Origin of the sequence: Micrococcus sp. IITD107, from assembly GCF_041927415.1 — a bacterium.
Lineage (GTDB): Bacteria > Actinomycetota > Actinomycetes > Actinomycetales > Micrococcaceae > Citricoccus > Citricoccus terreus.
In genome coordinates this window covers 831,982-855,357 of sequence record NZ_JBHFFN010000001.1, presented here as the reverse complement: position 1 = coordinate 855,357, position 23,376 = coordinate 831,982, and the positions used below count along the sequence as shown (strand labels likewise).

Here is a 23,376-nt window from a genome sequence, read left to right as displayed (position 1 = left end):
TCCATGGTGACCACCCCACATCGGCCCTCGAGCCGCACCCGGGGACCAGCCAGGGCCGGAGGATCCTCCAGCGTCGCCCCGCCGCCGCTGCTGCGCCGGATCTGGGCATGGATCGAGGGCAGCGCCGCCTCCTCCACCTCCTACTTCCTGGTGCTGGGCTGCACGCTGGCGCTGACCGTGATCGGGCTGGTCATGGTGCTGTCCTCCTCATCGGTGGAGAACATCGGCACCCGCGCCGGCTCGTACGACCTGTTCATCAAACAGGGGATCTTCGCCTGTGGCGGCATCGCCCTGATGTTCATCGTCTCTCGATTCCGACCTCACCAGCTCAAGGCCCTGGCCTGGCCGGCACTGGGTCTGGCCATCATCCTGCTGCTGCTGGTGTTCACGCCCCTGGGCAAGGAGGTGGGCGGCAACCGGAACTGGATCGAGATCGGCGGTCAGACCGCCCAGCCCTCAGAAGCGGCCAAGCTGGCCCTGTGCCTGTGGTCGGCGGCCGTGCTGGAGCGCAAGGCCAGACTGGTCGGCAAACTCCAGCACAGTCTGGTGCCGGTGGTCTTCCCCGGCGGGGCCGTCGTCGTCGCGCTGATCCTGCTGGGACGTGACCTGGGCACCTCCCTGGTGATCATGCTCATCCTGGCCGTGGCACTGTTCCTGGCCGGAACCAAGTTGACCTACTTCGCCATCGCCGGTGGCGTGGCCGTCGTCGGGGTGGTGATCCTGGCCCTGGCTTCCGGCAACCGCAACACCCGCATCCTGGCCTGGCTCGGCCAGAACTGCGATGCCCCCTCGGACCCGTGCTATCAGTCGGACCACGGGATGTATGCCCTGGCCTCCGGCGGCTGGTGGGGGGTGGGCCTGGGCCAGTCACGCCAGAAGTGGAGCTACATCCCCGAAGCCGAGAACGACTTCATCTTCACCATCCTGGGGGAGGAGCTGGGCCTGCTGGGCGCTCTGCTCGTGCTGGCGCTGTTCGCCGGACTGGCGGTGGGCATGTTCCGGGTGGCGCGCCGTGCGGACTCGCTGTTCGTGCGGATCTGCACGGGCACCATCATGGCGTGGATCATCGGCCAGGCCTTCGTCAACATCGCCATGGTCACCGGGCTGCTCCCGGTGATCGGCATCCCGCTGCCGTTCATCTCCTATGGTGGATCCGCGCTCACCCTGGTGCTGCTGGCCATGGGTGTGGTGCTGTCCTTCGCCCGGGAGGAGAGGCGTGCGATCCTGGCACGGACGGGACAGCCTCCAGCCCCGACTCCAGCCGACCCCGCCGCCAAGCCCATGGGAGCCACGTCATGACCGCAGCCACAGGTGCCACCGCCTCGCCCGCGGGAGTCCTCAGGGTGGTGCTGGCCGGTGGCGGGACCGCCGGTCACATCAGCCCCATGTTGGCCATCGCCGAGGCCCTGCGCCACCAGGACGGGGACGGCCCGGTGCACTGCACCATGGTCGGCACCGCCTCCGGGATGGAGACTCGATTGGTCCCCGCCGCCGGGTACGAGCTGGACCTGATCGACCGTGTGCCGCTGCCTCGGCGCCCCACCATGGACCTGGTCAGGCTGCCGGGCAGGATGCGCCGGGCCATCCGCGCCGCCGGAGAGATCCTGGACCGCCGGCAGGCAGACGTGGTCGTGGGCGTGGGCGGGTACGTCTCCACACCGGTCTACCTGGCGGCCGCCCGCCGGGGCGTGCCCGTGGTGATCCATGAGGCCAACGCCCGGCCGGGACTGGCCAACCGGGTCGGTGCCCGGCGTGCCGCCTTCGTGGCCACCGCCTTCCAGGAGACCGTGCTGCCCAAGGCCCAGTGGGTCGGGATGCCCATGCGCACCCAGATCTCCTCCCTGGACCGGGCCGTGGCACAGCTGCCGGCGCGCCAGGCGCTGGGGCTGGATCCGGACCTGACCACCCTGGTGGTGACCGGCGGGTCATCGGGCGCGTTGAACATCAACCGGACGGTGACCCAGGCGCTGCCGGCACTGCTGGAGGCAGGGATCCAGGTGCTGCACCTCACCGGACGGGACAAGCCGGTCCTGGATTCCCAGGGCGAGCTGCTCACCGCTGCGGGATACCACCAGCGCGAGTACCTGGACGGCATGGAACTGGCCTACGCCGCCGCCGACCTGATCGTGGCCCGCGCCGGCGCCGGGACGGTCTGCGAGGTGGCCGCCGTGGGCCTGCCCTCAGTGCTGGTCCCGTTGCCGATCGGCAACGGCGAGCAGGCCCTGAATGCCCGCGGACTGGTGGCCGCCGGGGGAGCACTGACCGTGCGAGACGAGTCCTTCACCGCAGACTGGGTCCGCACCCAGCTGGTTCCGCTGCTCTCCGAGCCTGAGCGTCTGCTGCGCATGGCCGACGCCGCGGCCTCCTTGGGAGTGCGGGACGCCGATCAGACCATGGCCCGCCTCGTGACCGAGGCAGCAGGAGGCAAGAGATGACGACCGCACACACCACCCTGTCCGGGGAGCTCCTCAGCCTGGGGCGTGTCCACTTCCTGGGCATCGGAGGCGTCGGTGTCTCCGGCATCGCGCGGATCCTGCTGGAGCAGGGTGTCCCGGTGTCCGGGACTGACGCCAAGGACCTGCCGGTGATGCATCAGCTCGCTGACGAAGGTGCCACCGTGTTCGTGGGATACGACGCCGCCCATCTGGAAGCCGCCGGGCAGGTGGACACGGTCATCGCCTCCTCGGTGGCCGGACCGGGGAATCCGGAGTACGACGAGGCGGTCCGCCTGGGCATCCCCGTCCTGCATCGCTCTCAGGGCCTGGCCGCGGCCATGGCCGGTCATCGGGTGCTCGCCGTGGCCGGGACACACGGCAAGACGACCACCTCGTCCATGGCGGCGATGGCCTTCACCCGGGCCGGAGCCGAGCCCACCTTCGCGGTCGGTGCGGCCGTCGCCGGTCTCGGCACGAACGCCCGTGCCGGGGCAGGGGAGTGGTTCATCGCTGAGGCGGATGAGTCCGACGGCACCCTGCTGAACTATCGCCCCGAGGTCGCGATCGTGACCAATGTGGAGGCCGACCACCTGGACTTCTACGGTTCCGAAGAGGCCGTCCATCAGGTCTTCCGCGACTTCTCCCTGCTGCTGCCGCCCACGGGCACCCTCGTGGTCTGCACGGATGACGCCGGCGGACGTCACCTGGCCGAGTGGATCGCAGCGGAGCGCCAGGCCGGCCGCCCGGCGCCGCAGGTGGTGACCTACGGCTCGCCATCCCTCTCCCTGGAGGCGGACGTGATGCTGGAGGCCAGCGCCTCCGCTGTCCAGGACACCGGACCCGGCCAGCGGGCGCGGTTCCGGTTGCAGGACGGTCGGACTCTGGACCTGGACCTGGCCGTGCCTGGCCAGCACAACGCCTTGAACGCCCTGGCCGTCCTGGCGGCCGGACAGGCGGCTGGGCTGCCTGCTGAGCAGGTCGCCGCCGGCCTGGAGGCGTTCCGAGGCACCGCACGCCGTTTCGAGCACCGTGGCGGTGCCGGCGGCGTCCGTGTCTTCGACGACTACGCGCATCACCCCACCGAGGTGGCGGCCGCCGTCGCCGCGGCCCGGACCGTCGCCGGAGAGCACCGAGTCCTGGTCATGTTCCAGCCACATCTGTTCTCCCGGACCCGGGACTTCGCCGAGGGCTTCGCCCAGGCGCTCTCGGCGGCTGACATGGTGCGGGTGCTCCCGATCTACGCCGCACGTGAGCAGCCGATGGCCGGTGTGGACGCCACCCTGATCACCGACCGGATCGATCCCGCGGTGGACGGCTCCGGGGCGGTGGCAGAGGACACCGCCCGGGGCGTGCGTGATCTCGTCGAGGCCGCGCAGCCCGGTGACGTCATCCTGACCATGGGTGCCGGAGACGTCACCGCTCAGGGGCCGGTGCTGGTGGATCTGCTGCGTCAGCGCGTCACCGAGGACGACCGTGGTCGGTGAGCGCCCTGGCTCCAGCGGGACGGCTGAGTCCACCGACTCGTCGGAGTCGACAGACTCCGACGGGCAGGTGTTGGAGTTCCCGGAGACCGATCACCGGCAGCGGCTGCGCCGCCGACGTATCGGACTGATCACCGGGATCAGCGCTGCCGTGCTGCTGGGCATCCTGGTGGCGGTGCTGTACTTCTCTCCTCTGCTGGCCCTGCGCACCATCCAGGTGAGCGGGACCGATCTGCTGCCGCGGGCCCAGGCAGAGCGGCTGCTCCAGCCTTTGATCGGTCGCCCTCTGCCGCAGGTGGGCACTCGTGAGGTGGAGGAGCTGCTGGCCCAGGAGGCGGCAGTGGACCAGGTGCGGGTGCAGGCCCAGCCTCCGTCCGGGATCGCCGTGAAGATCACCGAGCATGTCCCGGTGGCGGTCGTCCCGCGTGGCCAGCAGGCCACCCTCTACTCCGCCTCGGGCCAGGCCCTGGCCGAGGCGAGCCGGGATGAGGCCGAGTCACGGGGACTGCCCGTGGTCTCCTCGGTGAACGACGTGCAGAACCCCGAGGTGTTCAGTGCGATCACCCAGGTCCTGGGCTCGCTGCCGGCAGACATCCGAGGCCAGATGGTCTCGGCATCGGCCTCCACCGTGGATTCGGTGCGGTTGACCCTGGACGATGACCGCACGGTGCTCTGGGGCAATGCGGAGGAGTCCGAAGCCAAGGTGGCCGTGCTGCGTGCTCTGATGAAGGCCGAAGCCGATGCCGAGGCCCCGGCGGATGAGTTCGACGTCTCGATTCCCGATCAGCCGGTCACCCGCTGATCGGAGGGGTGCACACCGGTGTGTCCCGGCGACACGCGGTGGTGGTCTTTGCGTGATCTCGGTGTGGGCCATAACGTTTCTACAGAGCGTTCAACTTGACATAACACTAACCTTCAACCTGAGGGTTAGACCAGTTTGAACCAGACCGTCCAGCACACCGAACAAGGGACAGACAACGTGGCAGCACCTCAGAACTACCTGGCCGTGATCAAGGTCGTCGGCATCGGCGGCGGCGGCGTCAACGCCGTGAACCGAATGATCGACGTCGGACTGCGCGGCGTGGAGTTCATCGCGATCAACACCGACGCCCAGGCACTGCTGATGAGTGATGCCGACGTCAAGCTGGACGTGGGCCGCGAGCTGACCCGTGGACTGGGTGCCGGCGCCAACCCTGAGGTCGGCCGCCAGGCCGCTGAGGATCACGCCGAGGAGATCGAGGAGGTCCTGCGCGGAGCGGACATGGTCTTCGTGACGGCCGGCGAGGGCGGCGGCACTGGTACCGGCGGCGCACCCGTGGTGGCCCGCATCGCCCGTTCGCTCGGCGCACTGACCATCGGTGTGGTGACCCGCCCGTTCACCTTCGAGGGACGCCGTCGCGCCACCTCGGCTGAGAACGGCATCGACGCGCTGCGCGATGAGGTCGACACCCTGATCGTGATCCCGAATGACCGACTGCTCTCCATCTCGGATCGCAACGTCTCCGTTCTGGACGCCTTCCGCTCGGCTGACCAGGTCCTGCTCTCGGGTGTCCAGGGCATCACCGACCTGATCACCACTCCGGGCCTGATCAACCTGGACTTCGCCGACGTGAAGTCCGTGATGCAGGGTGCCGGCTCGGCCCTGATGGGCATCGGCTCGGCCCAGGGTGAGGACCGTGCGGTCAAAGCCGCTGAGCTGGCGATCGCCTCCCCGCTGCTGGAGGCCTCGATCGACGGCGCGCACGGCGTGCTGCTCTCCATCCAGGGCGGCTCGGACCTGGGCCTGTTCGAGATCAACGAGGCCGCCCGCCTGGTCCAGGAGGTCGCCCACCCCGAGGCCAACATCATCTTCGGCGCTGTGATCGACGACGCCCTGGGCGACGAGGCGCGCGTGACCGTCATCGCCGCCGGCTTCGACCAGGTCGACGCCACCTCGGCGCCCGCCCAGGGATCCCAGGGCTCGCAGCGCCAGAACACCCCGCTGCCGGGATCTCTGCCGGTCAACGACCAGCAGAGCCAGCAGCGGTCTTCCCAGGGGCAGGACCACGGGTACGGGCAGGGTTCCTCCGCGCCTCAAGCAGCCCCGGTGGAGCAGTCCGGCTACCGCCAGGAGCCTGCCCAGCAGGACTTGCCCACCGTGGTCGAGCCCGAGTCCCACGGCTCCGGCCGTGACGACCTGGACGTCCCCGACTTCCTGAAGTGAGCGCCTGATCCCGGTGGTCTTCAGCACCCGTGTGCAGGTCTCGCCGGGCCTGCAGGTGGGCTTCACCACGACGGCGGCCGGGAACCTGGCCTTCCACGTCACCGGTGAGGTCGTCGGGCCCGGCGAACCTGCCCAGGATCCTGCATCCCTGGACCCCGAGGCCCAGGCGCGACTGCGCGATCAGGTGGCCGGCCGCCGTCGGGCCCTGGATGAGGTGATGGGCGTGCCAGCTGGCCGGACCGAATACCTGGACCAGGTGCACTCGGCCCGGGTGGTTCCTGCACGAGGCCGGGGATGGGACGCCGTCGGCTCGGCGCCGGTCCAGGCGGACGCCCAGGTCAGCCCGGCCGGACTGGACCCGTTGGCCATCATGGTGGCCGACTGCCTCCCGGTGGTGTTCGTCTCGCAGCGCGCCGGCGCATCGGAGCGGTCCGACCAGTGGGACGGACCCACCGCTGTGGCGCACGCGGGACGCCGTGGTCTGTTGGACGGCGTGCTGGAGGCCACCGTCGAGCAGATGCATGCGGCGGGCGCCAGTCGTGAGCCGGGGCGGATCCAGGCCTGGATCGGCCCGGCGATCTGCGGCCGGTGCTACGAGGTCCCGGAACGGATGTTCCAGGAGTCGGTCAGGGCACTGCCGCAGGTCGCGGCACAGACGTCCTGGGGAACCCCTGCGCTGGACCTGCCCGCCGGTGCTGAACACGCGCTCTCCTCGCTCGGGGTGCGCGTGCATCGGACCGGGGAGTGCACCCGTGAGGACGAACGCTTCTATTCGCATCGCCGGGCGCCCGGAGCCGGGCGCCTGGCAGGGCTGGTCTGGAGGACCGAGACATGACCGCGTCGACAGAGCAGCCGCGGGTCGATCCAGCCCGCCGAGAGGAGCTGGGGCGGCGTCTGGCCGTCGTGCAGGAGCGTGTGGATGAGGCGTGCCGGGCGGCCGGACGGCAGGATCGCCCCGAGCTGATCGTGGTCACCAAGTTCCACCCGGCCCAGGATGTGCGCCTGCTGGCCGAGCTCGGGGTGCGAGCGGTGGGGGAGAACCGCGACCAGGAGGCGCGGGCCAAGGCTGCCGAGGTGGCCGACCAGGACCTGGACTGGCACTTCATCGGACAGCTGCAGACCAACAAGGCCAAGTATGTGGTGCGCTACGCCTCCGCCGTCCACTCCGTGGACCGCGGCGACCTCGTGGACGCACTGGACTGTGCGATGGGTCGGGAGCAGGCCAAGCGGCGGGATCAGGATGAGCCGGAACGGGCACCCCTGGACTGCCTGATCCAGGTGGACCTGGACCGGCGACCGGCCGAGGAGCGGCCTGCCGGGATCGGGGCCCGCGGCGGCGCTCAGCCGACTGACGTCGCCGCACTGGCGGAGCGGATCGCCGGCTCCGAGCAGCTGCGGCTGCGTGGTGTGATGGCTGTGGCACCCCTGGGGCAGGACCCGGCCCCGGCCTTCGCCGAACTGGCCGAGATCTCCCGCCGGATCCGTCAGGACCATCCTGATGCCGCGTGGATCTCCGCGGGGATGAGCGCCGATCTGGAGCAGGCGATCGCCGCAGGGGCGACACACCTGCGGATCGGCACTGATGTCCTGGGACCGCGTCCAGCGGTGGGTTAACCTCGAAGATGACCGTGGGGCATCTGCTCCACCGGCTCAGCAGTCGGCCCGAAGACCCGGGCAACGTCCACATGGTGAGGAATTTCGATGGCTGGTGCACTCAAGAAGACGATGATCTATCTCGGTCTCGCTGACGGCGACGATCAGTATGAGATGGATCAGCGTGCCGACACGCGGAACGCACGTGAGGAGCGAGAGGCCCCGTCCTACGAGCGTGCCCCGGAGCCGCGTACTGAGCGGGCTGTCGAGGCAGAGCGCGCCGACCGCTCGGTCGGGTCCCGTGCGGTCAGCACCCGGCCCGCTGCCGAGGAGCGCGAGTACCGCGCCCCGGTCACCCCCATCAAGCGTGCAGCCCAGGGGCGGGACGACGCCTCCGCCGTGCGCCAGATCACCACGGTGCACCCGCGCTCCTACAACGACGCCAAGCTGATCGGTGAGTCCTTCCGCAGCGGGATCCCGGTGATCATGAACGTCACCGACATGGGCGAGGCCGACGCCAAGCGTCTGGTCGACTTCTCCGCCGGGCTGGTCTTCGGCCTGCACGGCTCCATCGAGCGCGTCACCAACAAGGTGTTCCTGCTCACCCCGGTCAACGTCCAGGTGCTCGGTGACGACACCGCCCTGGGCGAGGACCAGGCCTCCTTCTTCAACCAGAGCTGATCGCCGCCCCGCCGCCTGGCTCGGCCCTCACCCCGGGCCAGCGGCGTGGAGACGACTGACGTGGACAGGCTGACGTGACACTCCTCTTCTCCCTCATCTACCTGGCCTTGGCGCTCGTCCAGTACCTCCTGGTGCTGCGCATCGTGCTGGATGTGGTCCAGTCCTTCGCGCGCTCCTGGCGCCCCCAGGGACTGGTGCTGGTGATCGCCTCGGCCGTCTACACGCTGACCGACCCGGCACTGCGCTGGCTGCGCTCCAAGATCCCGCCGGTCAACCTGGGGGGCATCGGCCTCGACGTGGCGTTCCTCGTCCTGTTCCTGGCCGTGGTCATCCTCAAGTCCGTGGCTCGAGGCCTCGCCATCTGACCGTCTGAACGCCCCAGAACACCCGGTTCCCGACTCCGGAAGCGCCGGCGGCCAGTGGTAGCCTGAAACCCAGAATGTCCACCGTGCAGCAGAGCTGCCTGTGGACGACGACCGACCTGCCACCATGTGGTGACAGGACCAACGCAGATCACGACGATGGGGTGACCACATGGCTCTCACGCCTGAGGATGTTGTCAACAAGCGATTCCAGCCGACGAAGTTCCGTGAGGGATACGACCAGGACGAGGTCGATGACTTCCTGGACGAGATCGTGGTGGAGCTGCGCCGTCTGAACCAGGAGAACGACGAGCTGCGTCGCAAGGTGGCCCAGCTCCAGGACGGTGGCGCCTCCGAGACTGCCGTGCCGGCACCGGTCTCCGCTGACGGACAGGACCTGTCCGTCGTCGAGGCGGACGAGGACGCCACCACGGCCATCCCCGCCGAGCCCGTCTCCGCAGACCACGCCGAGGACGAGGGCACCCGAGCCACTTCGGAGATCCAGGACGACGAGCTCCGCGCCGAGGACGAGACCGCCACCCCGGCTGCCTTCGCTGAGACCGACTCTGAGGTCCAGGCACCCGTCGAGGCCACGTCCTCCCAGCCGGTCATCACCGAGTCCTCCCAGTCGGCCGCCGCCGTGCTGGCCATGGCCCAGCGCCTGCATGACGAGTACGTGGCCGAGGGCCAGCGGAAGCGCGATGAGATCATCGCCGAGGCTCAGACTGAGGCCACCGGCCTGGTCAACGACGCTCAGGAGACCTCGCGCAAGACACTGGCTGAGCTGGAGGAGAAGAAGACCGTCCTGGAGCGCACGGTCGATCAGCTGCAGGGCTTCGAGCGGGACTACCGTTCGCGTCTGAAGGCCTACATCGAGGGCCAGCTGCGCGATCTGGACAGCCAGACCACCATCCAGGAGGAGACGGCCGTCGAGAAGGCCTGATCATCCTCATCTGACACTGCGCCGATTCGGCGCGACCCTGGCACGGGGCCGACCACGGTGAGCACTGTGGCCGGCCCCGCGTCGTCACCGCCCCAGCGAAACGTGAGCCTCCGCCACCGTGCCATCCACTGCTGCCGCCCCTGATCCACACCGCCCCTCGGCGGACCCGCATGAGCCGGTCCCTGCCGCGCTGCCGCAGTGCAGGCGCCGGTGGGCCTGGTTGGCCGTCCTGGTCCTCGTGCTGGGCTATGCCGCTGACCAGCTGACCAAGTGGTGGGTCGAATCGACCATGGAGCTGGGGCAGATCACCGATGTCCTGCCGCCGCTGCTGCGTTGGCACTACATCCTGAACCCGGGGGCGGCCTTCTCGATCGGTGAGGAGCACACCTGGGTCTTCACCATCATCCAGGCCGTGGTGGCCGTGGTGGTGATCGTGCAGATCATCCGCGTCCGCTCCGCCGTCTGGGCGGTGGCTCTCGGCGGTCTGCTCGGCGGCGTGCTGGGCAACCTCACGGACCGGCTGTTCCGGCCCCCGGGGTTCGCGGTGGGCCATGTGGTGGACTTCATCGCCCTGCCGAACTTCGCCATCTTCAATATCGCCGACTCGTTGATCGTCTGCTCGATCATCGGGATCGTGCTGTTGATGTTCACGGGCCGTCGACCTGACGGGACCCGTGAGCAGGATCATCAGGACGGGGCCGAACCTCCTGCCCAGCCTCAGCGTGCCGGTGACCATGACGCCTGAGCCGGGGGTCGTCGTCGTGCCCGTGCCGGAGGAGGAGGCGGGCAGGCGCGTGGACGCGGTGCTGGCCGGTGCGCTCGGCGTCTCTCGGACGGTGGCCGCGCAGTGGTGCGCGGAGGGGCATGTGACCGAGCGGGCCACCACCGGTCGGCGCGCTGAGCGGATCGTGGCGAAGTCCGCCAAGGTGAGTGCCGGGAGCGAACTGGTGGTCCACGTGCCGGAGACGGCTGACCCTCTGGAAGTGAAGGTGGAGATCGTGCAGGACCTCGACATCCTGGCTGATGACCCGGACTATGTGGTGGTGGACAAGCCGGTGGGTGTCGCCGCCCACCCCTCGCCGGGCTGGGTGGGGCCCACCGTGGTGGGCGGTCTGGCCGGTCTGGGCTACCGCATCTCCACCTCGGGTGCACCGGAGCGCCAGGGGATCGTGCACCGTCTGGACGTGGGCACCTCCGGGATCATGGTGGTGGCCAAGACCGAGCGGGCCTACACGGTCCTGAAGGACGCCTTCCGGGACCGGACGCCGAAGAAGACCTACCATGCGGTGGTCCAGGGGCTGCCGGATCCGCTGGACGGGACCATCGACGCTCCCATCGGACGGCATCCCGGGCATGACTGGCGCTTCGCGGTGATCGAGGGCGGCCGCGACTCGATCACCCACTACCGCACCGTGGAGGCGTTCGGACGCGCCACCCTGGTGGACGTCACGCTGGAGACCGGACGCACCCACCAGATCCGCGTGCACTTCTCCGCCCTGCGCCACCCCTGTGCCGGCGATCTGACCTACGGTGCGGACCCGCGGCTGGCCTCCGAGCTGGGGCTGACCCGGCAGTGGCTGCATGCGCACCGACTCGGCTTCCCGCACCCGGTCACGGGTGAGTGGGTGGAGTACCAGAGCGAGTATCCGGATGACCTGCGCTACGCCTTGAGCGTGTTGCGCGGGGAGTGACTAGGGTGTCCTGGCAGGCGGGGCGAGGGCGCGCCTGCCAGGCGGGCACGAGACGAAGGACAGGCATCAGGTGACCACGACGACGGCCGGTACAGGGACAGCGAACGGCAAGGGAAAGGGCTTCGCTCACCTTCACACCCACACCGAGTACTCCATGCTGGACGGTGCGGCCAAGCTTACCGAGCTGTTCGCCGAGGCCGAGCGGCTGGGCATGGACTCCATGGCCATCACCGACCACGGCTACCTCTTCGGTGCGTTCGACTTCTGGAAGAAGGCCACGGACGCCGGGATCAAGCCGATCATCGGGCTCGAGGCGTACCTGGCCCCGGGGCATCAGCACCGCACGGACAAGACCAAGGTCCGCTGGGGCGAGCAGCATCAGAAGGGCGACGACGTCTCCGGCGGCGGTGCCATCACGCACATGACGCTGCTGTCCAAGAACAACACGGGCATGCACAACCTGTTCCGAGCCGCCTCAATCGCCTCTCTGGACTCGGCCTACGCCAAATGGCCGCGCATCGACCGCGAGCTGCTCTCCACCTATTCGGAGGGACTGATCGGCACCACCGGCTGCCCGTCCGGCGAGATCCAGACCCGACTGCGGCTCGGGCAGTACAACGAGGCCCGCGAGGCCGCCGCCGAGTTCAAGGACATCTTCGGGGCCGGGAACTTCTACTGCGAGCTGATGCAGCACGGGCTGGACCTGGAGAAGCGGGTCATCACCGACCTGCTCAAGCTGGCCAAGGACCTGGACCTGCCGCTGGTGGCCACCAACGACCTGCATTACACGCACGAGCACGACGCCAAACCACACGAGGCGCTGTTGGCGATCCAGTCCGGATCGACCCTGCTGGAGCCCACCTACGACCAGGGCGGTTCCCGGTTCGCCTTCTCCGGCACGGAGTACTACCTGAAGTCCCCGCAGCAGATGCGCTCCCTGTTCTCCGAGCTGTCTGAGGCCTGCGACAACACCCTGGTGATCGCCGAGCAGTGCGAGGTCTCCTTCAACACCTCGGCAAACTACATGCCCAAGTTCCCCTGCCCGCCGGGGGAGGACGAGACCAGCTGGCTGATCAAGGAGGTCACCACCGGTCTGGCCGGGCGGTACCCGAACGGCGTTCCGGACCATGTGCGCAAGCAGGCCGACTATGAGCTCGAGGTCATCATCTCCATGGGCTTCCCCGGGTACTTCCTGGTGGTGGCCGACTTCATCAACTGGGCCAAGGACCACGGCATCCGCGTGGGCCCGGGACGTGGCTCCGGCGCCGGTTCCATGGTGGCCTATGCTCTGAAGATCACCGAGCTGGACCCCCTGGAGCACGGGCTGATCTTCGAGCGGTTCCTCAACCCGGACCGTGTCTCCATGCCCGACTTCGACGTCGACTTCGATGATCGCCGCCGCTCGGAGGTGATCGACTACGTCACCGAGAAGTACGGGGACGAGCGCGTGGCGATGATCGTCACCTACGGGACCATCAAGACCAAGCAGGCCCTGAAGGATTCGGCCCGTGTGATGGGCAAGCCCTTCTCCATGGGGGAGACGCTGACCAAGGCGCTGCCGCCGGCGGTGATGGCCAAGGACATTCCGCTCAAGGACATCGAGGACAAGGATGCGCCGCGTTACGGCGAGGCCGGGGAGTTCCGGGAGCTCGTCGCCTCGGATCCGGAGTCCGCGAAGGTCTTCGAGACGGCGAAGGGCATCGAGGGCCTGAAGCGTCAGTGGGGCGTGCACGCCGCCGGCGTGATCATGTCCTCCGAGCCGATCATCGACGTCATCCCCATCATGCGGCGCCTGCAGGACGGCCAGGTCATCACCCAGTTCGACTACCCCACGGCCGAGGGGCTCGGACTGATCAAGATGGACTTCCTGGGGCTGCGGAACCTCACCATCATCTCCGACGCCCTGGAGAACATCACCGCCAACCAGGGGATCACCCTGGACCTGGAAGGGCTGAACTTCGACGATGCGGAGTCCTATGCCCTCCTGGCCCGGGGCGACACCCTGGGCGTGTTCCAGCTGGACGGCGGCCCCATGCGGTCGCTGCTGAAGATGATGAAGCCGGACAACTTCGAGGACATCTCGGCGACCATCGCGCTTTACCGGCCCGGACCCATGGGTGCCAATTCCCACACCAACTACGCCCTGCGCAAGAACGGCCAGCAGGAGATCACCCCGATTCACCCGGAGCTGGAGGAGCCGCTGCGAGAGATCCTGGACACCACCTACGGCCTGATCGTCTATCAGGAGCAGGTGATGGCGATCGCCCAGAAGGTCGCCGGCTACTCGCTGGGCCAGGCGGACATCCTGCGCCGGGCGATGGGCAAGAAGAAGAAGTCCGAGCTGGACAAGCAGTATGAGGCCTTCCACCAGGGCATGATCGACCGCGGCTACTCTGAGGCCGCCGTCAAGGCGCTGTGGGACATCCTGCTGCCGTTCTCGGACTACGCCTTCAACAAGGCGCACTCGGCCGCCTATGGTCTGGTCTCCTATTGGACGGCCTACCTCAAGGCGCACTACCCGGCGGAGTACATGGCCGCACTGCTCACCTCCGTGGGTGACGACAAGGACAAGATGGCCATGTACCTCAACGAGTGCCGGCACATGGGCATCACCGTGTTGCCTCCGGACGTCAACGAATCGTCGTTGTTCTTCACCCCGGTGGGCAAGGACATCCGTTTCGGCATGGCGGCAGTGCGCAATGTGGGCACCAACGTGGTCACCGCCATGGTGGGCGCCCGTGAGGAGAAGGGGGACTTCACCTCCTTCCAGGACTTCTTCAAGAAGGTCCCCGCCGTGGTGTGCAACAAGCGCACCATCGAGTCGATGATCAAGGCCGGTGCCTTCGACTCGCTGGGCTATCCCCGCCGTGCGCTGCTGGCCATCCACGAGGAAGCGGTGGATGCCACGGTGGTGCAGAAGCGGCAGGAGGCGAACAACCAGTTCGACTTCTTCTCGCTGCTGGACGCCGAAGGCGACGGTGCGGCTGACGCCGGCCTGGGCATCGAGGTTCCGGACCTTCCGGAGTGGGAGAAGAAGGACAAGCTGGGTTTCGAGCGGGAGATGCTCGGGCTGTACGTCTCGGACCACCCGCTGCAGGGACTGGGTGGCATCCTGGACCAGCATGCGGACCACTCGATCACCAGCATCCTCTCCGACGACGGCGCTCCGGACGGCTCCATGGTCACCATTGCCGGACTGATCACCTCGCTGCAGCGGCGCATCGCCAAGAACTCCGGCAACGCCTATGCGCGCTGTGAGATCGAGGACCTCGCCGCCTCGATGGAAGTCATGTTCTTCGGTCAGGTCTACGGGCCGATCGCCACGCTTCTGGCTGAGGACCTGGTGGTGGCGGTGCGTGGCCGGGTCCAGCGGCGCGACGACGGCTCGGTCACCCTCAACGCCCAGGAGCTGACCATACCGGATCTCTCCGACGGTCTGACCGGGCCGGTGACCCTGACCCTGCCCTCGTTCAAGGCCACCGAGGCGATGGTCACCGAGCTGGGCAATGTGCTCAAGGTCCACCCGGGGACCACCGAGGTGCGGATGAAGCTGACCAAGAACCGCTCGGTGGAGATCCTCCAGCTCTCGCCCGAGTTCCGGGTCAACCCGAATCCGGCCCTGTTCGGTGACCTCAAGGTGCTCCTGGGCCCCTCCTGTCTCGACTGAAGAAGTGCTGGCGGCGAACCACAAGATGTAGTTGGATTTCGGTTGTGGTGACGCCATATGTGGGGTTAGGATGAATCCACGTCCTCGATCCGACAGCAGGAAGGCAACGGCACATCCCATGCACTGTCCGTTCTGCCGTCACGAGGACTCCCGCGTCGTCGACTCCCGCTCGATGGACGACGGTTCGGCCATCCGCCGGCGCCGTCAGTGCCAGTCCTGTGGGAAGCGGTTCACCACCATGGAGACCACGTCACTGACCGTGGTGAAGCGCTCCGGGGTGGCAGAGCCCTTCGACCGGACCAAGATCATCAACGGTGTGCGCAAGGCCTGCCAGGGCCGGCCCGTCACCGGAGACGATCTGGCCATGTTGGCGCAAGAGGTCGAAGAGGTCATCCGCGCCGCCGGCAACGCCGAGGTGGACGCCCACGAGGTGGGTCTGGCCATCCTGGATCCGCTGCGTCGGCTCGACCAGGTCGCGTACCTGCGGTTCGCCTCGGTCTATCAGGACTTCGAGAACCTGAAGGACTTCGAGAAGGCGATCGAGGAGCTGCGCACCTCGGACGGCAAGGCCACACGGCCGGAGGCGCTGCAGCCTCGACTGTTCACCCGCTAGGTGAACCGCCCCGTGACGGGGCCCCACAGCTGCCGGTGGCGGCTCCGGAGGGGAAGCCGGAGCCGCCCCCGGCCACCACCCTCAGCAGCCCGTTCCGCCGACCAGATCAGGCATTCGACTCGGCCGCATACAGCGCGGCCCCCACGATCCCGGCGTTGTTGCGCAGCTCGGCCGGCACGATCGGGGTGCGCAGGTTCAGCAGCGGCAGGAAGTCGTCCGGCCGCTTGGAGATGCCGCCACCCACGATGAACAGGTCCGGCGAGAAGATCCGCTCCACGTAGGAGAAGTAGCGCTGCAGACGCTCCGCGTACGCGGGCCAGTCCAGCCCCTCGCGTTCGCGGGCCGAGGCCGAAGCGCGCTTCTCGGCCATCACGCCGTCCAGCTCCAGTGACCCCAGCTCGAAGTTCGGGACCAGGATCCCGTCATGCACCATCGCCGCGCCGATCCCGGTCCCCAGCGTGATGGTCAGCACCGATCCGGCCACACCCCTGCCCGCGCCGAACCGTGATTCGGCCAGGCCGGCCGCGTCGGCGTCGTTGATGACCCGGACCGGACGGCCCAGGTGATCGCTGAAGAGCCCCTGGACGTCCGTGCCGATCCAGGACGGGTCGATGTTGTTGGCCGAGAGGCACACGCCGTGCTGGATGATCGAGGGGAAGCAGACGCCCACCGCGGCGTCCGGCGAGGGTGCACCCTTGCGGGAATCCAGTTCAGCGGCGATCGACTCCAGGGTCTGGGACACCGATTCCGGCAGCGCTGGCTGCGGCGTGGGGATGCGGAAGCGGTCGCCCTTGAGCTGACCGCTCTTGGGGTGATCGCCCACGCGGACGATCCCACCCTTCATGCCGGTGCCACCGATGTCGATGCCCATGATCTTGCGGTAGGCGCCGTCCTGGCCGGTGACCTGATGCTGTCCGGCGGCGTGAGCTCCGGGCTGCTCGGTCTGGGCTGCTCGGTCTGCGGTGACGTGGTCCATGGGATCTCCGGTCTTGAAGGGCTGGGGGTGTGCAGGTGTGAGGCGAGGGGAGGTCAGGGCAGCGTGAGGATGTCTGCGCCGTCCTCGGTGACCACCAGGGTGTGCTCGAACTGGGCGGTGCGGGTTCGGTCCCGTGTGGTGACGGTCCAGCCGTCGTCCCACTGGTCCCAGGCGATCCCACCGAGGGTGATCATCGGCTCGATGGTGAACACCATGCCCGGCACCATCAGTCGGTCGTGCGCGGGTGCGGCGTCGTAGTGGGGGATGACCAGGCCGGAGTGGAACTCCACGCCCACTCCATGCCCGATGAAGTCGCGCACCACGCCGTAGCCGAACCGCTTGGCGTAGGACTCGATCGCCCGGCCGATCACATTGATCTGGCGCCCGGGCTTGACCGCCTTGATCCCGCGCATCATCGCCTCGTGGGTGCGCTCGATCAGCAGGGCCGACTCCTCATCCACCGTGCCGACCGGGAAGGTCATGTTGTGGTCGCCGTGGTGCCCGTCCAGGTAGGCGGTGATGTCCAGGTTGATGATGTCCCCGTCCTCCAGCACGGTGGAGTCAGGGATGCCGTGGCAGATGACCTCATTGAGGCTGGTGCAGATCGACTTGGGGAACTCGCGGTACCCCAGGCAGGACGGGTAGGCGCCATGGTCCACCAGGAACTCGTGGGCGATCCGGTCCAGCTCGGCAGTGGTGACCCCGGGACCGATGTGCTTCGCGGTCTCCTGCATGGCCTGGGCCGCCAGGCGTCCGGCCGCCCGGATCTTCTCGATCCCCTCGGCGTCATACACATCCGAGGCGTTGCCCTCATTCGCGGTCTTCTTCCCCACGTACTCCGGACGCTGGATGTGGGCCGGCACCGGCAGGAGGGGCCCGACGACGCCCGGCGCCAGAGTGCCCAGGGGAGCCTTGGATCCGGGCTCACCCGGGGCAGGGCCGGCAGGACGGGGTGCATTGTGGCTGGAGGTGACGGCGGTGTTCGACGCAGCGGGGGACATGACTCGATCCTATCGCCAGGCACGGACCCGTTCGGTCCTCCGCGCCGGGGTCTAGCATGGCGTCATGAGCGAGTACTGGTTCAACGTGAACACCAAACAGATCGAAGAGGGACCGCAGTCTGACTGGTCTCAGCTGCTGGGGCCCTACGCCACCCGGGAGGAGGCCCAGTCCGCGCTGGCCAAGGTCCAGGCGAACAACGACAAGTGGGACGACTCCGACGCGCAGGACGCGAACTGGGACAACAACCCCACCAACGACACCGACTGAGACCCACCTCAGAGAGCGGCAGGCCCGGGCACCCCTGAGGGTGCCCGGGCCTGTGTGTCAGAGCGTGGGTCTCAGGACTCGAAGCCGTGCGCCGGAGCCGGGAACGTGCCGGACCGGACCTCCTGCACATAGGAGGTGACGGCGTCGTGCACCACGGACCGAAGGTCCGCATACTGCTTGACGAACCGCGGCATCTTTCCGGACCGCAGGCCCAACATGTCCTGCCACACCAGCACCTGTCCGGTGGTGGCGTTGCCCGCGCCGATCCCGATGGTGGGGACTCGCAGTGCCTCGTCCACCTGCCGGGCCACCTCGGAGGGGACCATCTCCATCAGCACGCAGAAGGCACCGGCGTCCTGTAGGGCGGTGGCCTCCTGGATCATCCGAGCGGCGGCATCATCCCCGCGTCCCTGGACCCGGTAGCCGCCCAGGACGTTCTCGGACTGGGGAGTGAAGCCGATGTGGGCCATCACGGGGACGCCGGCTGCCGTCATCATCCGGATGTGCTCGGCGTAGCGCGAACCCCCCTCCATCTTCACCGCATGGACACCGGCCTCCTTGATCAGACGGATGGCCGAGGCCGTGCCCTGCTCCGGGGAGAGCTCATAGGAGCCGAAGGGCAGATCGCACACCACCATGGCGTGCTGGGCGGCCCGGACCACAGAGGAGGCGAAGACGATCATCTCGTCCAGGGTGATGGGCAGGGTGGTGGCATGCCCCATCACGTTGTTGGCCGCGGAGTCGCCGACCAGAATGGTCTCGATCCCGGCCTGATCGAAGATCTGGGCCATCTGGAAGTCGTAGGCGGTGAGCATGGCGAAATGCCTGCCTTCGTCCTTGGCCTGCTGGAGGTGGACGGTCCGGTACCGGGACGGTGCCTTCGGGGTGCCGTAGGGCGCGGTCTCATTCTCAGCCATGGTGCGGAGTCTACCGGCGGGGCCGTGGCCGTCTCCCAGAGGTCCGGGAGGGTCGGTGAAGCTAGAGTGGAATCCATGCCGAACCGGACTGACCGGCGTCCGGCACCGCGATCCCACAGGAGGCCGTCGTCACCATGGACCGTCAACAGGAATTCGTCCTGCGCACCATCGAGGATCGGGATGTGCGCTTCGTCCGCCTCTGGTTCACGGACGTCACCGGGACCCTGAAGTCCGTGGCCCTGGCGCCGGCCGAGGTCGAGGGCGCCTTCACCGAGGGGCTGGGGTTCGACGGCTCCTCGATCGACGGCTTCACCCGCATCTTCGAATCGGACATGCTGCTGCAGCCGGATCCCTCCACCTTCCAGATCCTGCCGTGGCGGGGTGAGGACGAGCCGACCTCGCGGATGTTCTGTGACGTGATGACCCCGGACGGGGAGCCCTCCGCCTCGGATCCCCGCTACATCCTGCGTCGCCAGCTCAACAGGGCGGCGGACATGGGCTTCACCTGCTACACCCACCCGGAGAACGAGTTCTACCTGCTGCGCTCCGAGCAGCTGGGCGCGGACGGCAAGCCCGTCCCGGTGGACCAGGCCGGCTACTTCGATCACGTCCCGGGCGGCGTGGCCCAGGACTTCCGCCGCCATGTGGTGAGCATGCTGGAGTCGATCGGGATCTCGGTGGAGTTCAGTCACCATGAGAACGGCCCGGGCCAGAACGAGATCGTGCTGCGCTACGCGGACGCGCTGCAGACAGCGGACAACATCATGACCTTCCGCACGGTGGTCAAGGAGGTGGCCCAGCTGCAGGGCAGCTACGCCACGTTCATGCCCAAGCCGTTCGGCGAGCACCCGGGGTCGGGCATGCACACCCACTTCTCGCTGTTCGAAGGGGACTCCAACGCGTTCTACGACCCCGCCGCTGAGTACCGCCTCTCCACCACGGCCCGTCGGTTCGTGGCCGGCCTGCTCAAGCACTCCCCGGAGATCACCGCGATCACCCACCAGTTCGTCAACTCCTACAAGCGGCTGTGGGGCGGTGGCGAGGCACCGGCCTATGTCTCCTGGGGCCACAACAACCGCTCCGCGCTGGTCCGGGTCCCGCTGTACAAGCCGGACAAGGCCGGCTCGGCCCGCGTGGAGTACCGCGGGATCGACGCCTCGGCCAACCCCTATCTGACCTACGCCGTGCTGCTCGCGGCAGGCCTGAAGGGGATCGAGGAGGAGTACGAGCTGCCCGAGGCCGCCGCTGAGGACATCAGCGCGCTGACCAACACCGAACGCCGAGCCCTCGGCCATGATCCGCTCCCCGGCACTCTGCATGATGCTCTTCGGCTGATGGAGGAGTCCGAGTTCGTGGCCGGTGTCCTGGGCGAGCAGGCGTTCGAGAACTATCTGCGCAACAAGCGCCAGGAATGGGACGAGTACCGCGTGGAGGTCACTCCCTACGAGCTGCGGCGCTACCTGGGCATCCTGTGACCGGCCCGGGCCGCTCCGAGGAGTCAGGACAGGCCGCACCGAGCCGCCGCGCTCTGGTGGCGGCCGGATTCGGTGAGGTCGAACGGGCCGGCAGACTGCTGGAGTCCCCGGAGCTGGCCTCGGTCCCGGCCGAGGAGATGGCGCGGATCCTCGCCGACGCGCCGAACCCGGACCAGGCCCTGATCCTGCTGATCAGGTTGATCGAGCGGGCACCGTCTGCGGCCACGGCGTTGCAGGAGCCTGATACCGCCCGGCGTCTGGTGCGATTGCTGGGATCCTCCGAAGCCCTGGGCGAGTTCCTGATCCGCCGGACCGAGCACATCGACCTGGTGCTGGACCCTGCCGGGGCGGCCACCACCGCACCGGTGCTGGGCCCGCAACGCTGGGAGGCGGACACCGACGGGCTGCGTCGGCTGCTGCTCGAATCCGTGGGAGCCGACCCGGATCAGACACCGCCGGTCGCCTCGCTGCGGGGCAAGGACGCGGCCACCGCACTGCGGGTGGCCTACCGGCGGCAGCTGACCGCCATCGCCCTGCAGGACCTGGAGGCCGAGGAGCCTGCGGACGCCCAGCCTCGGGTCTCGCTCTGGCTGGCGGACCTGGCAGGGGCGGCGATCGAGGCGAGCCTGGCCGTGGCCCGGGCCGAGGCGGTGGAGCAGCACGGTGAGGATGCGCTGCAGGTGCAGCTGGCCATCATCGGGATGGGCAAATGCGGGGCTCGGGAGCTGAACTACATCTCCGACGTGGACGTGATCTTCGCCCACAGCACCACTCTGGACGACGAGCGGCGGGCTGCGCAGATCGCGGGGGAACTGGCCTCCGGCATCTCACGGGTGATCTCCGCAGCCGCCCCGGAACAGGGACTATGGGAGGTGGACGCCAATCTGCGCCCCGAGGGCAAGGACGGGGCCCTGTCCCGCACCGTGGACTCCCACGCCGAGTACTACCGCCGGTGGGCGCACAGCTGGGAGTTCCAGGCACTGCTGAAGGCACGACCCATCGCCGGCGATCCAGACGTGGGCCGGGAGTACCTGGAGACCATCTGGCCTCTGGTCTGGACCAGCTCCGAGCGCGAGGGCTTCGTGGAGTCGGTGCAGGCCATGCGTCGTCGGGTCATGGAGAACATCTCCCACAAGGAACGGGACCGGGAGATCAAACTCGGCTCCGGGGGGCTGCGGGACGTGGAGTTCACCGCCCAGCTGCTGCAGCTGGTGCACGGACGCGCTGACGAGTCCGTGCGGGTCCGCGGCACCCTGGAGGCACTGCATGCGCTGCAGGAGGCCTCCTACATCAGCCGTCGGGACGGGGATGCCTTCGCCGGCCACTATCGGTACCTGCGTCTGCTGGAGCACCGGATCCAGATGGTGCACATGCGCCGGACCCATCTGATGCCGCACAAGACGGAGGCCCTGCGGGTCCTGGCCCGGGCCATGCGGGGTCCCGGTGCCACCGGGCCGGTCAACGCCGAGGGCCTGGTGGAGGCCTGGAACCGCACCCGCCGCGACGTCCGGGCCCTGCACGAGCAGATCTTCTACCGGCCGCTGCTCTCCACCACGGCTGTCCTCTCGGCCGACGACGTCCGGCTCAGCGCAGAAGCCGTCCAGGAACGACTGGCGGCTCTGGGCTATCTGGACCCGAAAGGTGCCATCCGCCACATCGAGGCCCTCACCGCCGGGGTCTCCCGCAGGGCGGCGCTGCAGCGCCAGCTCCTTCCGGTCATGTTGGGCTGGCTGGCCAACGGACCAGATCCCGACGGCGGCCTCCTCGCCTTCCGCAGGCTCTCCGAGTCCCTGGGGTCCTCGCCCTGGTTCCTGGGCATGCTGCGCGATTCATCGGCAGCGGCCGAGCGCCTGTGCCAGGTCCTGTCCTCATCGCGGTACATCAGCGACATGTTGGAGCACCTGCCGGAGGCCGCCGCCTGGCTGGGCAGCGACAAGGACCTGGCGCCGCGCTCCTTCGAGACGCAGTGGACCGAGATCCAGTCGAAGATGAACCGCCATCCCTCAGCCGATGAGGCCATGCGCCTGATCCGGCTCATCCGTCAGCGCGAGATCCTGCGCACCGCGATCGCCGATGCCTCCGGCCTGCTGGACCAGGAGGCGGTCGGCGCGGCGCTGTCCGACGCCGACCAGGCCGCTGTCCTGGGGGCGCTGCACGTGGCGGAGAAGGATCTGGGGCCAGACCAGGAGGAGATCACCGATCTGCTCGTGGTGGCCATGGGCCGGCAGGGCGGCCGCGAGATCGGGTACGGATCCGACATGGATGTCATGTTCGTCCACAGGCCCCACGAGGGAGCCGACCCGGATGAGGCCCAGCGCCAGGCGGTGGAGCTGGCCAAACGCATCAGCGCACTGCTCAAGCAGCCATGCCGGCCCGCGGTGCTGGGCGAGCGTCCGCTGGAGATCGACGCCGACCTGCGCCCCGAGGGCAAGAAGGGCCCCCTGGCCCGGTCCATGGAGTCCTACCGTGAGTACTACCGCCGATGGGCGGAGATCTGGGAGGTCCAGGCTCTGCTGCGTGCCCGCCCGGTGGCCGGTGACGACGACCTTGCCGAAGAGTTCACCGCCTGGGCTGACACGGTCCGCTATGCGGCGGATCCGGGACCTGGTCCGATCCGGGAGATCCGCAGGATCAAGGCACGTGTGGAGGCCGAGCGACTTCCCCGCGGGGCCGATCCTGCACGGCACGTGAAGCTGGGCCGGGGCGGACTCTCGGATGTGGAGTGGCTGGTCCAGACCCTTCAGCTGCGCCACGCCCACGAGCACGCCGCCCTGCGCACCACCTCGACGCTGGAGGCGCTCAAAGCCCTGGTCCACGCCGGGCTCCTTCCAGCGCAGGACGCCGAGGTGCTGCACCGTGCGTGGAGCCTGGCCACCCGCATCAGGGCCGGGAACATGGTCTGGTCCGGCAAGCCGTCCGATGTCGTTCCCACCAAGCGCGGTGACCTGGAGGCGGTGGCTCGCTGGTGCGGGTATGAGCCGGGCCAGGCCTCACGCTTCGAAGAGGACTACCTGCGCACCACCCGCCAGGCGCGGCACCTGTTCGAGAAGCACTTCTACGGGCTGTAGAC

The 23,376-nt window shown here is 68.4% G+C and carries 20 protein-coding genes; 17 read left to right on the top strand and 3 right to left on the bottom strand.

Going from position 1 to position 23,376, the window contains the following annotated elements; all coding sequences use genetic code 11:
• Positions 1-3 precede the first annotated feature (3 nt).
• The 14 genes from ftsW to nrdR all read left to right on the top strand — a co-directional run bounded on the left by ftsW (position 4) and on the right by nrdR (position 15,669).
• Positions 4-1,299 (top strand): putative lipid II flippase FtsW, encoded by a 1,296-nt coding sequence (gene ftsW / locus ACEXHE_RS03980; RefSeq protein ID WP_374784771.1) that lies wholly within the window; start codon positions 4-6, stop codon positions 1,297-1,299.
• Positions 1,296-2,435, top strand: a complete 1,140-nt coding sequence (gene murG, locus ACEXHE_RS03975; RefSeq protein WP_374784770.1) for an undecaprenyldiphospho-muramoylpentapeptide beta-N-acetylglucosaminyltransferase — start codon at positions 1,296-1,298, stop codon at positions 2,433-2,435. The genes ftsW and murG overlap by 4 nt, the downstream gene beginning before the upstream one ends.
• Complete coding sequence (murC, locus tag ACEXHE_RS03970) at positions 2,432-3,919, top strand: UDP-N-acetylmuramate--L-alanine ligase (RefSeq protein WP_374784769.1); 1,488 nt, start codon at positions 2,432-2,434, stop codon at positions 3,917-3,919. The genes murG and murC overlap by 4 nt, the downstream gene beginning before the upstream one ends.
• The gene (locus ACEXHE_RS03965; protein ID WP_374784768.1) at positions 3,909-4,718 is read left to right on the top strand and encodes a cell division protein FtsQ/DivIB; all 810 of its coding nucleotides are present in this window, start codon (positions 3,909-3,911) and stop codon (positions 4,716-4,718) included. Before murC ends, ACEXHE_RS03965 begins: the two co-directional genes overlap by 11 nt.
• Positions 4,719-4,895: 177 nt before the next feature.
• Entirely contained in the window at positions 4,896-6,119 is a 1,224-nt protein-coding gene (gene ftsZ, locus ACEXHE_RS03960) for a cell division protein FtsZ (RefSeq protein WP_091696712.1), read from the top strand.
• A 13-nt stretch (positions 6,120-6,132) separates the two neighbouring features.
• A complete protein-coding gene (locus tag ACEXHE_RS03955) occupies positions 6,133-6,954 on the top strand; it encodes a polyphenol oxidase family protein (RefSeq protein WP_374784767.1) in 822 nt (273 codons plus the stop codon).
• Entirely contained in the window at positions 6,951-7,733 is a 783-nt protein-coding gene (locus tag ACEXHE_RS03950; protein WP_374784766.1) for a YggS family pyridoxal phosphate-dependent enzyme, read from the top strand. Before ACEXHE_RS03955 ends, ACEXHE_RS03950 begins: the two co-directional genes overlap by 4 nt.
• An 87-nt stretch (positions 7,734-7,820) precedes the next feature.
• A complete protein-coding gene (locus ACEXHE_RS03945) occupies positions 7,821-8,393 on the top strand; it encodes a cell division protein SepF (protein ID WP_374784765.1) in 573 nt (190 codons plus the stop codon).
• Between the two features lie 74 nt (positions 8,394-8,467).
• Positions 8,468-8,758 (top strand): YggT family protein, encoded by a 291-nt coding sequence (locus ACEXHE_RS03940; RefSeq protein ID WP_356966623.1) that lies wholly within the window; start codon positions 8,468-8,470, stop codon positions 8,756-8,758.
• A 169-nt stretch (positions 8,759-8,927) separates the two neighbouring features.
• Positions 8,928-9,698 carry a DivIVA domain-containing protein gene (locus tag ACEXHE_RS03935; protein WP_374784764.1) on the top strand — a complete coding sequence of 257 codons (771 nt, stop codon included), beginning with the start codon at positions 8,928-8,930 and terminating at the stop codon, positions 9,696-9,698.
• A gap of 118 nt (positions 9,699-9,816) precedes the next feature.
• The gene (gene lspA / locus ACEXHE_RS03930) at positions 9,817-10,443 is read left to right on the top strand and encodes a signal peptidase II (protein WP_374784763.1); all 627 of its coding nucleotides are present in this window, start codon (positions 9,817-9,819) and stop codon (positions 10,441-10,443) included.
• Positions 10,433-11,389, top strand: a complete 957-nt coding sequence (locus ACEXHE_RS03925; RefSeq protein ID WP_374784858.1) for an RluA family pseudouridine synthase — start codon at positions 10,433-10,435, stop codon at positions 11,387-11,389. The genes lspA and ACEXHE_RS03925 overlap by 11 nt, the downstream gene beginning before the upstream one ends.
• 154 nt (positions 11,390-11,543) lie before the next feature.
• Positions 11,544-15,056, top strand: a complete 3,513-nt coding sequence (gene dnaE / locus ACEXHE_RS03920) for a DNA polymerase III subunit alpha (RefSeq protein ID WP_374784857.1) — start codon at positions 11,544-11,546, stop codon at positions 15,054-15,056.
• A 118-nt stretch (positions 15,057-15,174) separates the two neighbouring features.
• On the top strand, positions 15,175-15,669 hold the full coding sequence (nrdR, locus tag ACEXHE_RS03915; RefSeq protein WP_260061812.1) for a transcriptional regulator NrdR: 495 nt from the start codon (positions 15,175-15,177) through the stop codon (positions 15,667-15,669).
• A gap of 106 nt (positions 15,670-15,775) precedes the next feature.
• On the opposite strand, the gene ppgK is transcribed toward nrdR, so the two are convergent.
• The gene (gene ppgK, locus ACEXHE_RS03910) at positions 15,776-16,540 is read right to left on the bottom strand and encodes a polyphosphate--glucose phosphotransferase (protein WP_091696707.1); all 765 of its coding nucleotides are present in this window, start codon (positions 16,538-16,540) and stop codon (positions 15,776-15,778) included.
• Between the two features lie 158 nt (positions 16,541-16,698).
• Positions 16,699-17,646 carry a type I methionyl aminopeptidase gene (gene map, locus ACEXHE_RS03905; RefSeq protein ID WP_285180104.1) on the bottom strand — a complete coding sequence of 316 codons (948 nt, stop codon included), beginning with the start codon at positions 17,644-17,646 and terminating at the stop codon, positions 16,699-16,701.
• Between the two features lie 64 nt (positions 17,647-17,710).
• Between map and ACEXHE_RS03900 the strand changes: the two genes are divergently transcribed.
• Complete coding sequence (locus ACEXHE_RS03900) at positions 17,711-17,914, top strand: SPOR domain-containing protein (protein WP_374784762.1); 204 nt, start codon at positions 17,711-17,713, stop codon at positions 17,912-17,914.
• A gap of 71 nt (positions 17,915-17,985) precedes the next feature.
• Here the strand turns inward: ACEXHE_RS03900 and panB are convergent, their stop codons facing one another.
• The gene (gene panB / locus ACEXHE_RS03895) at positions 17,986-18,831 is read right to left on the bottom strand and encodes a 3-methyl-2-oxobutanoate hydroxymethyltransferase (RefSeq protein WP_374784761.1); all 846 of its coding nucleotides are present in this window, start codon (positions 18,829-18,831) and stop codon (positions 17,986-17,988) included.
• A gap of 134 nt (positions 18,832-18,965) precedes the next feature.
• Between panB and glnA the strand changes: the two genes are divergently transcribed.
• Both glnA and ACEXHE_RS03885 read left to right on the top strand, forming a co-directional pair.
• A complete protein-coding gene (gene glnA, locus ACEXHE_RS03890) occupies positions 18,966-20,306 on the top strand; it encodes a type I glutamate--ammonia ligase (RefSeq protein WP_374784760.1) in 1,341 nt (446 codons plus the stop codon).
• Positions 20,243-23,374, top strand: a complete 3,132-nt coding sequence (locus ACEXHE_RS03885) for a bifunctional [glutamine synthetase] adenylyltransferase/[glutamine synthetase]-adenylyl-L-tyrosine phosphorylase (RefSeq protein ID WP_374784759.1) — start codon at positions 20,243-20,245, stop codon at positions 23,372-23,374. Before glnA ends, ACEXHE_RS03885 begins: the two co-directional genes overlap by 64 nt.
• Positions 23,375-23,376: the final 2 nt, after the last annotated feature.

Coding starts and splice junctions, on each gene's coding strand:
- ftsW (WP_374784771.1), top strand. CDS start 4: ATGGTGACCACCCCACATCGGCCCTCGAGCCGCACCCGGGGACCAGCC.
- murG (WP_374784770.1), top strand. CDS start 1,296: ATGACCGCAGCCACAGGTGCCACCGCCTCGCCCGCGGGAGTCCTCAGG.
- murC (WP_374784769.1), top strand. CDS start 2,432: ATGACGACCGCACACACCACCCTGTCCGGGGAGCTCCTCAGCCTGGGG.
- ACEXHE_RS03950 (WP_374784766.1), top strand. CDS start 6,951: ATGACCGCGTCGACAGAGCAGCCGCGGGTCGATCCAGCCCGCCGAGAG.
- ACEXHE_RS03945 (WP_374784765.1), top strand. CDS start 7,821: ATGGCTGGTGCACTCAAGAAGACGATGATCTATCTCGGTCTCGCTGAC.
- ACEXHE_RS03935 (WP_374784764.1), top strand. CDS start 8,928: ATGGCTCTCACGCCTGAGGATGTTGTCAACAAGCGATTCCAGCCGACG.
- ACEXHE_RS03925 (WP_374784858.1), top strand. CDS start 10,433: ATGACGCCTGAGCCGGGGGTCGTCGTCGTGCCCGTGCCGGAGGAGGAG.
- dnaE (WP_374784857.1), top strand. CDS start 11,544: ATGCTGGACGGTGCGGCCAAGCTTACCGAGCTGTTCGCCGAGGCCGAG.
- nrdR (WP_260061812.1), top strand. CDS start 15,175: ATGCACTGTCCGTTCTGCCGTCACGAGGACTCCCGCGTCGTCGACTCC.
- ppgK (WP_091696707.1), bottom strand. CDS start 16,540: ATGGGCATCGACATCGGTGGCACCGGCATGAAGGGTGGGATCGTCCGC.
- map (WP_285180104.1), bottom strand. CDS start 17,646: ATGTCCCCCGCTGCGTCGAACACCGCCGTCACCTCCAGCCACAATGCA.
- ACEXHE_RS03900 (WP_374784762.1), top strand. CDS start 17,711: ATGAGCGAGTACTGGTTCAACGTGAACACCAAACAGATCGAAGAGGGA.
- panB (WP_374784761.1), bottom strand. CDS start 18,831: ATGGCTGAGAATGAGACCGCGCCCTACGGCACCCCGAAGGCACCGTCC.
- glnA (WP_374784760.1), top strand. CDS start 18,966: ATGGACCGTCAACAGGAATTCGTCCTGCGCACCATCGAGGATCGGGAT.
- ACEXHE_RS03885 (WP_374784759.1), top strand. CDS start 20,243: ATGGGACGAGTACCGCGTGGAGGTCACTCCCTACGAGCTGCGGCGCTA.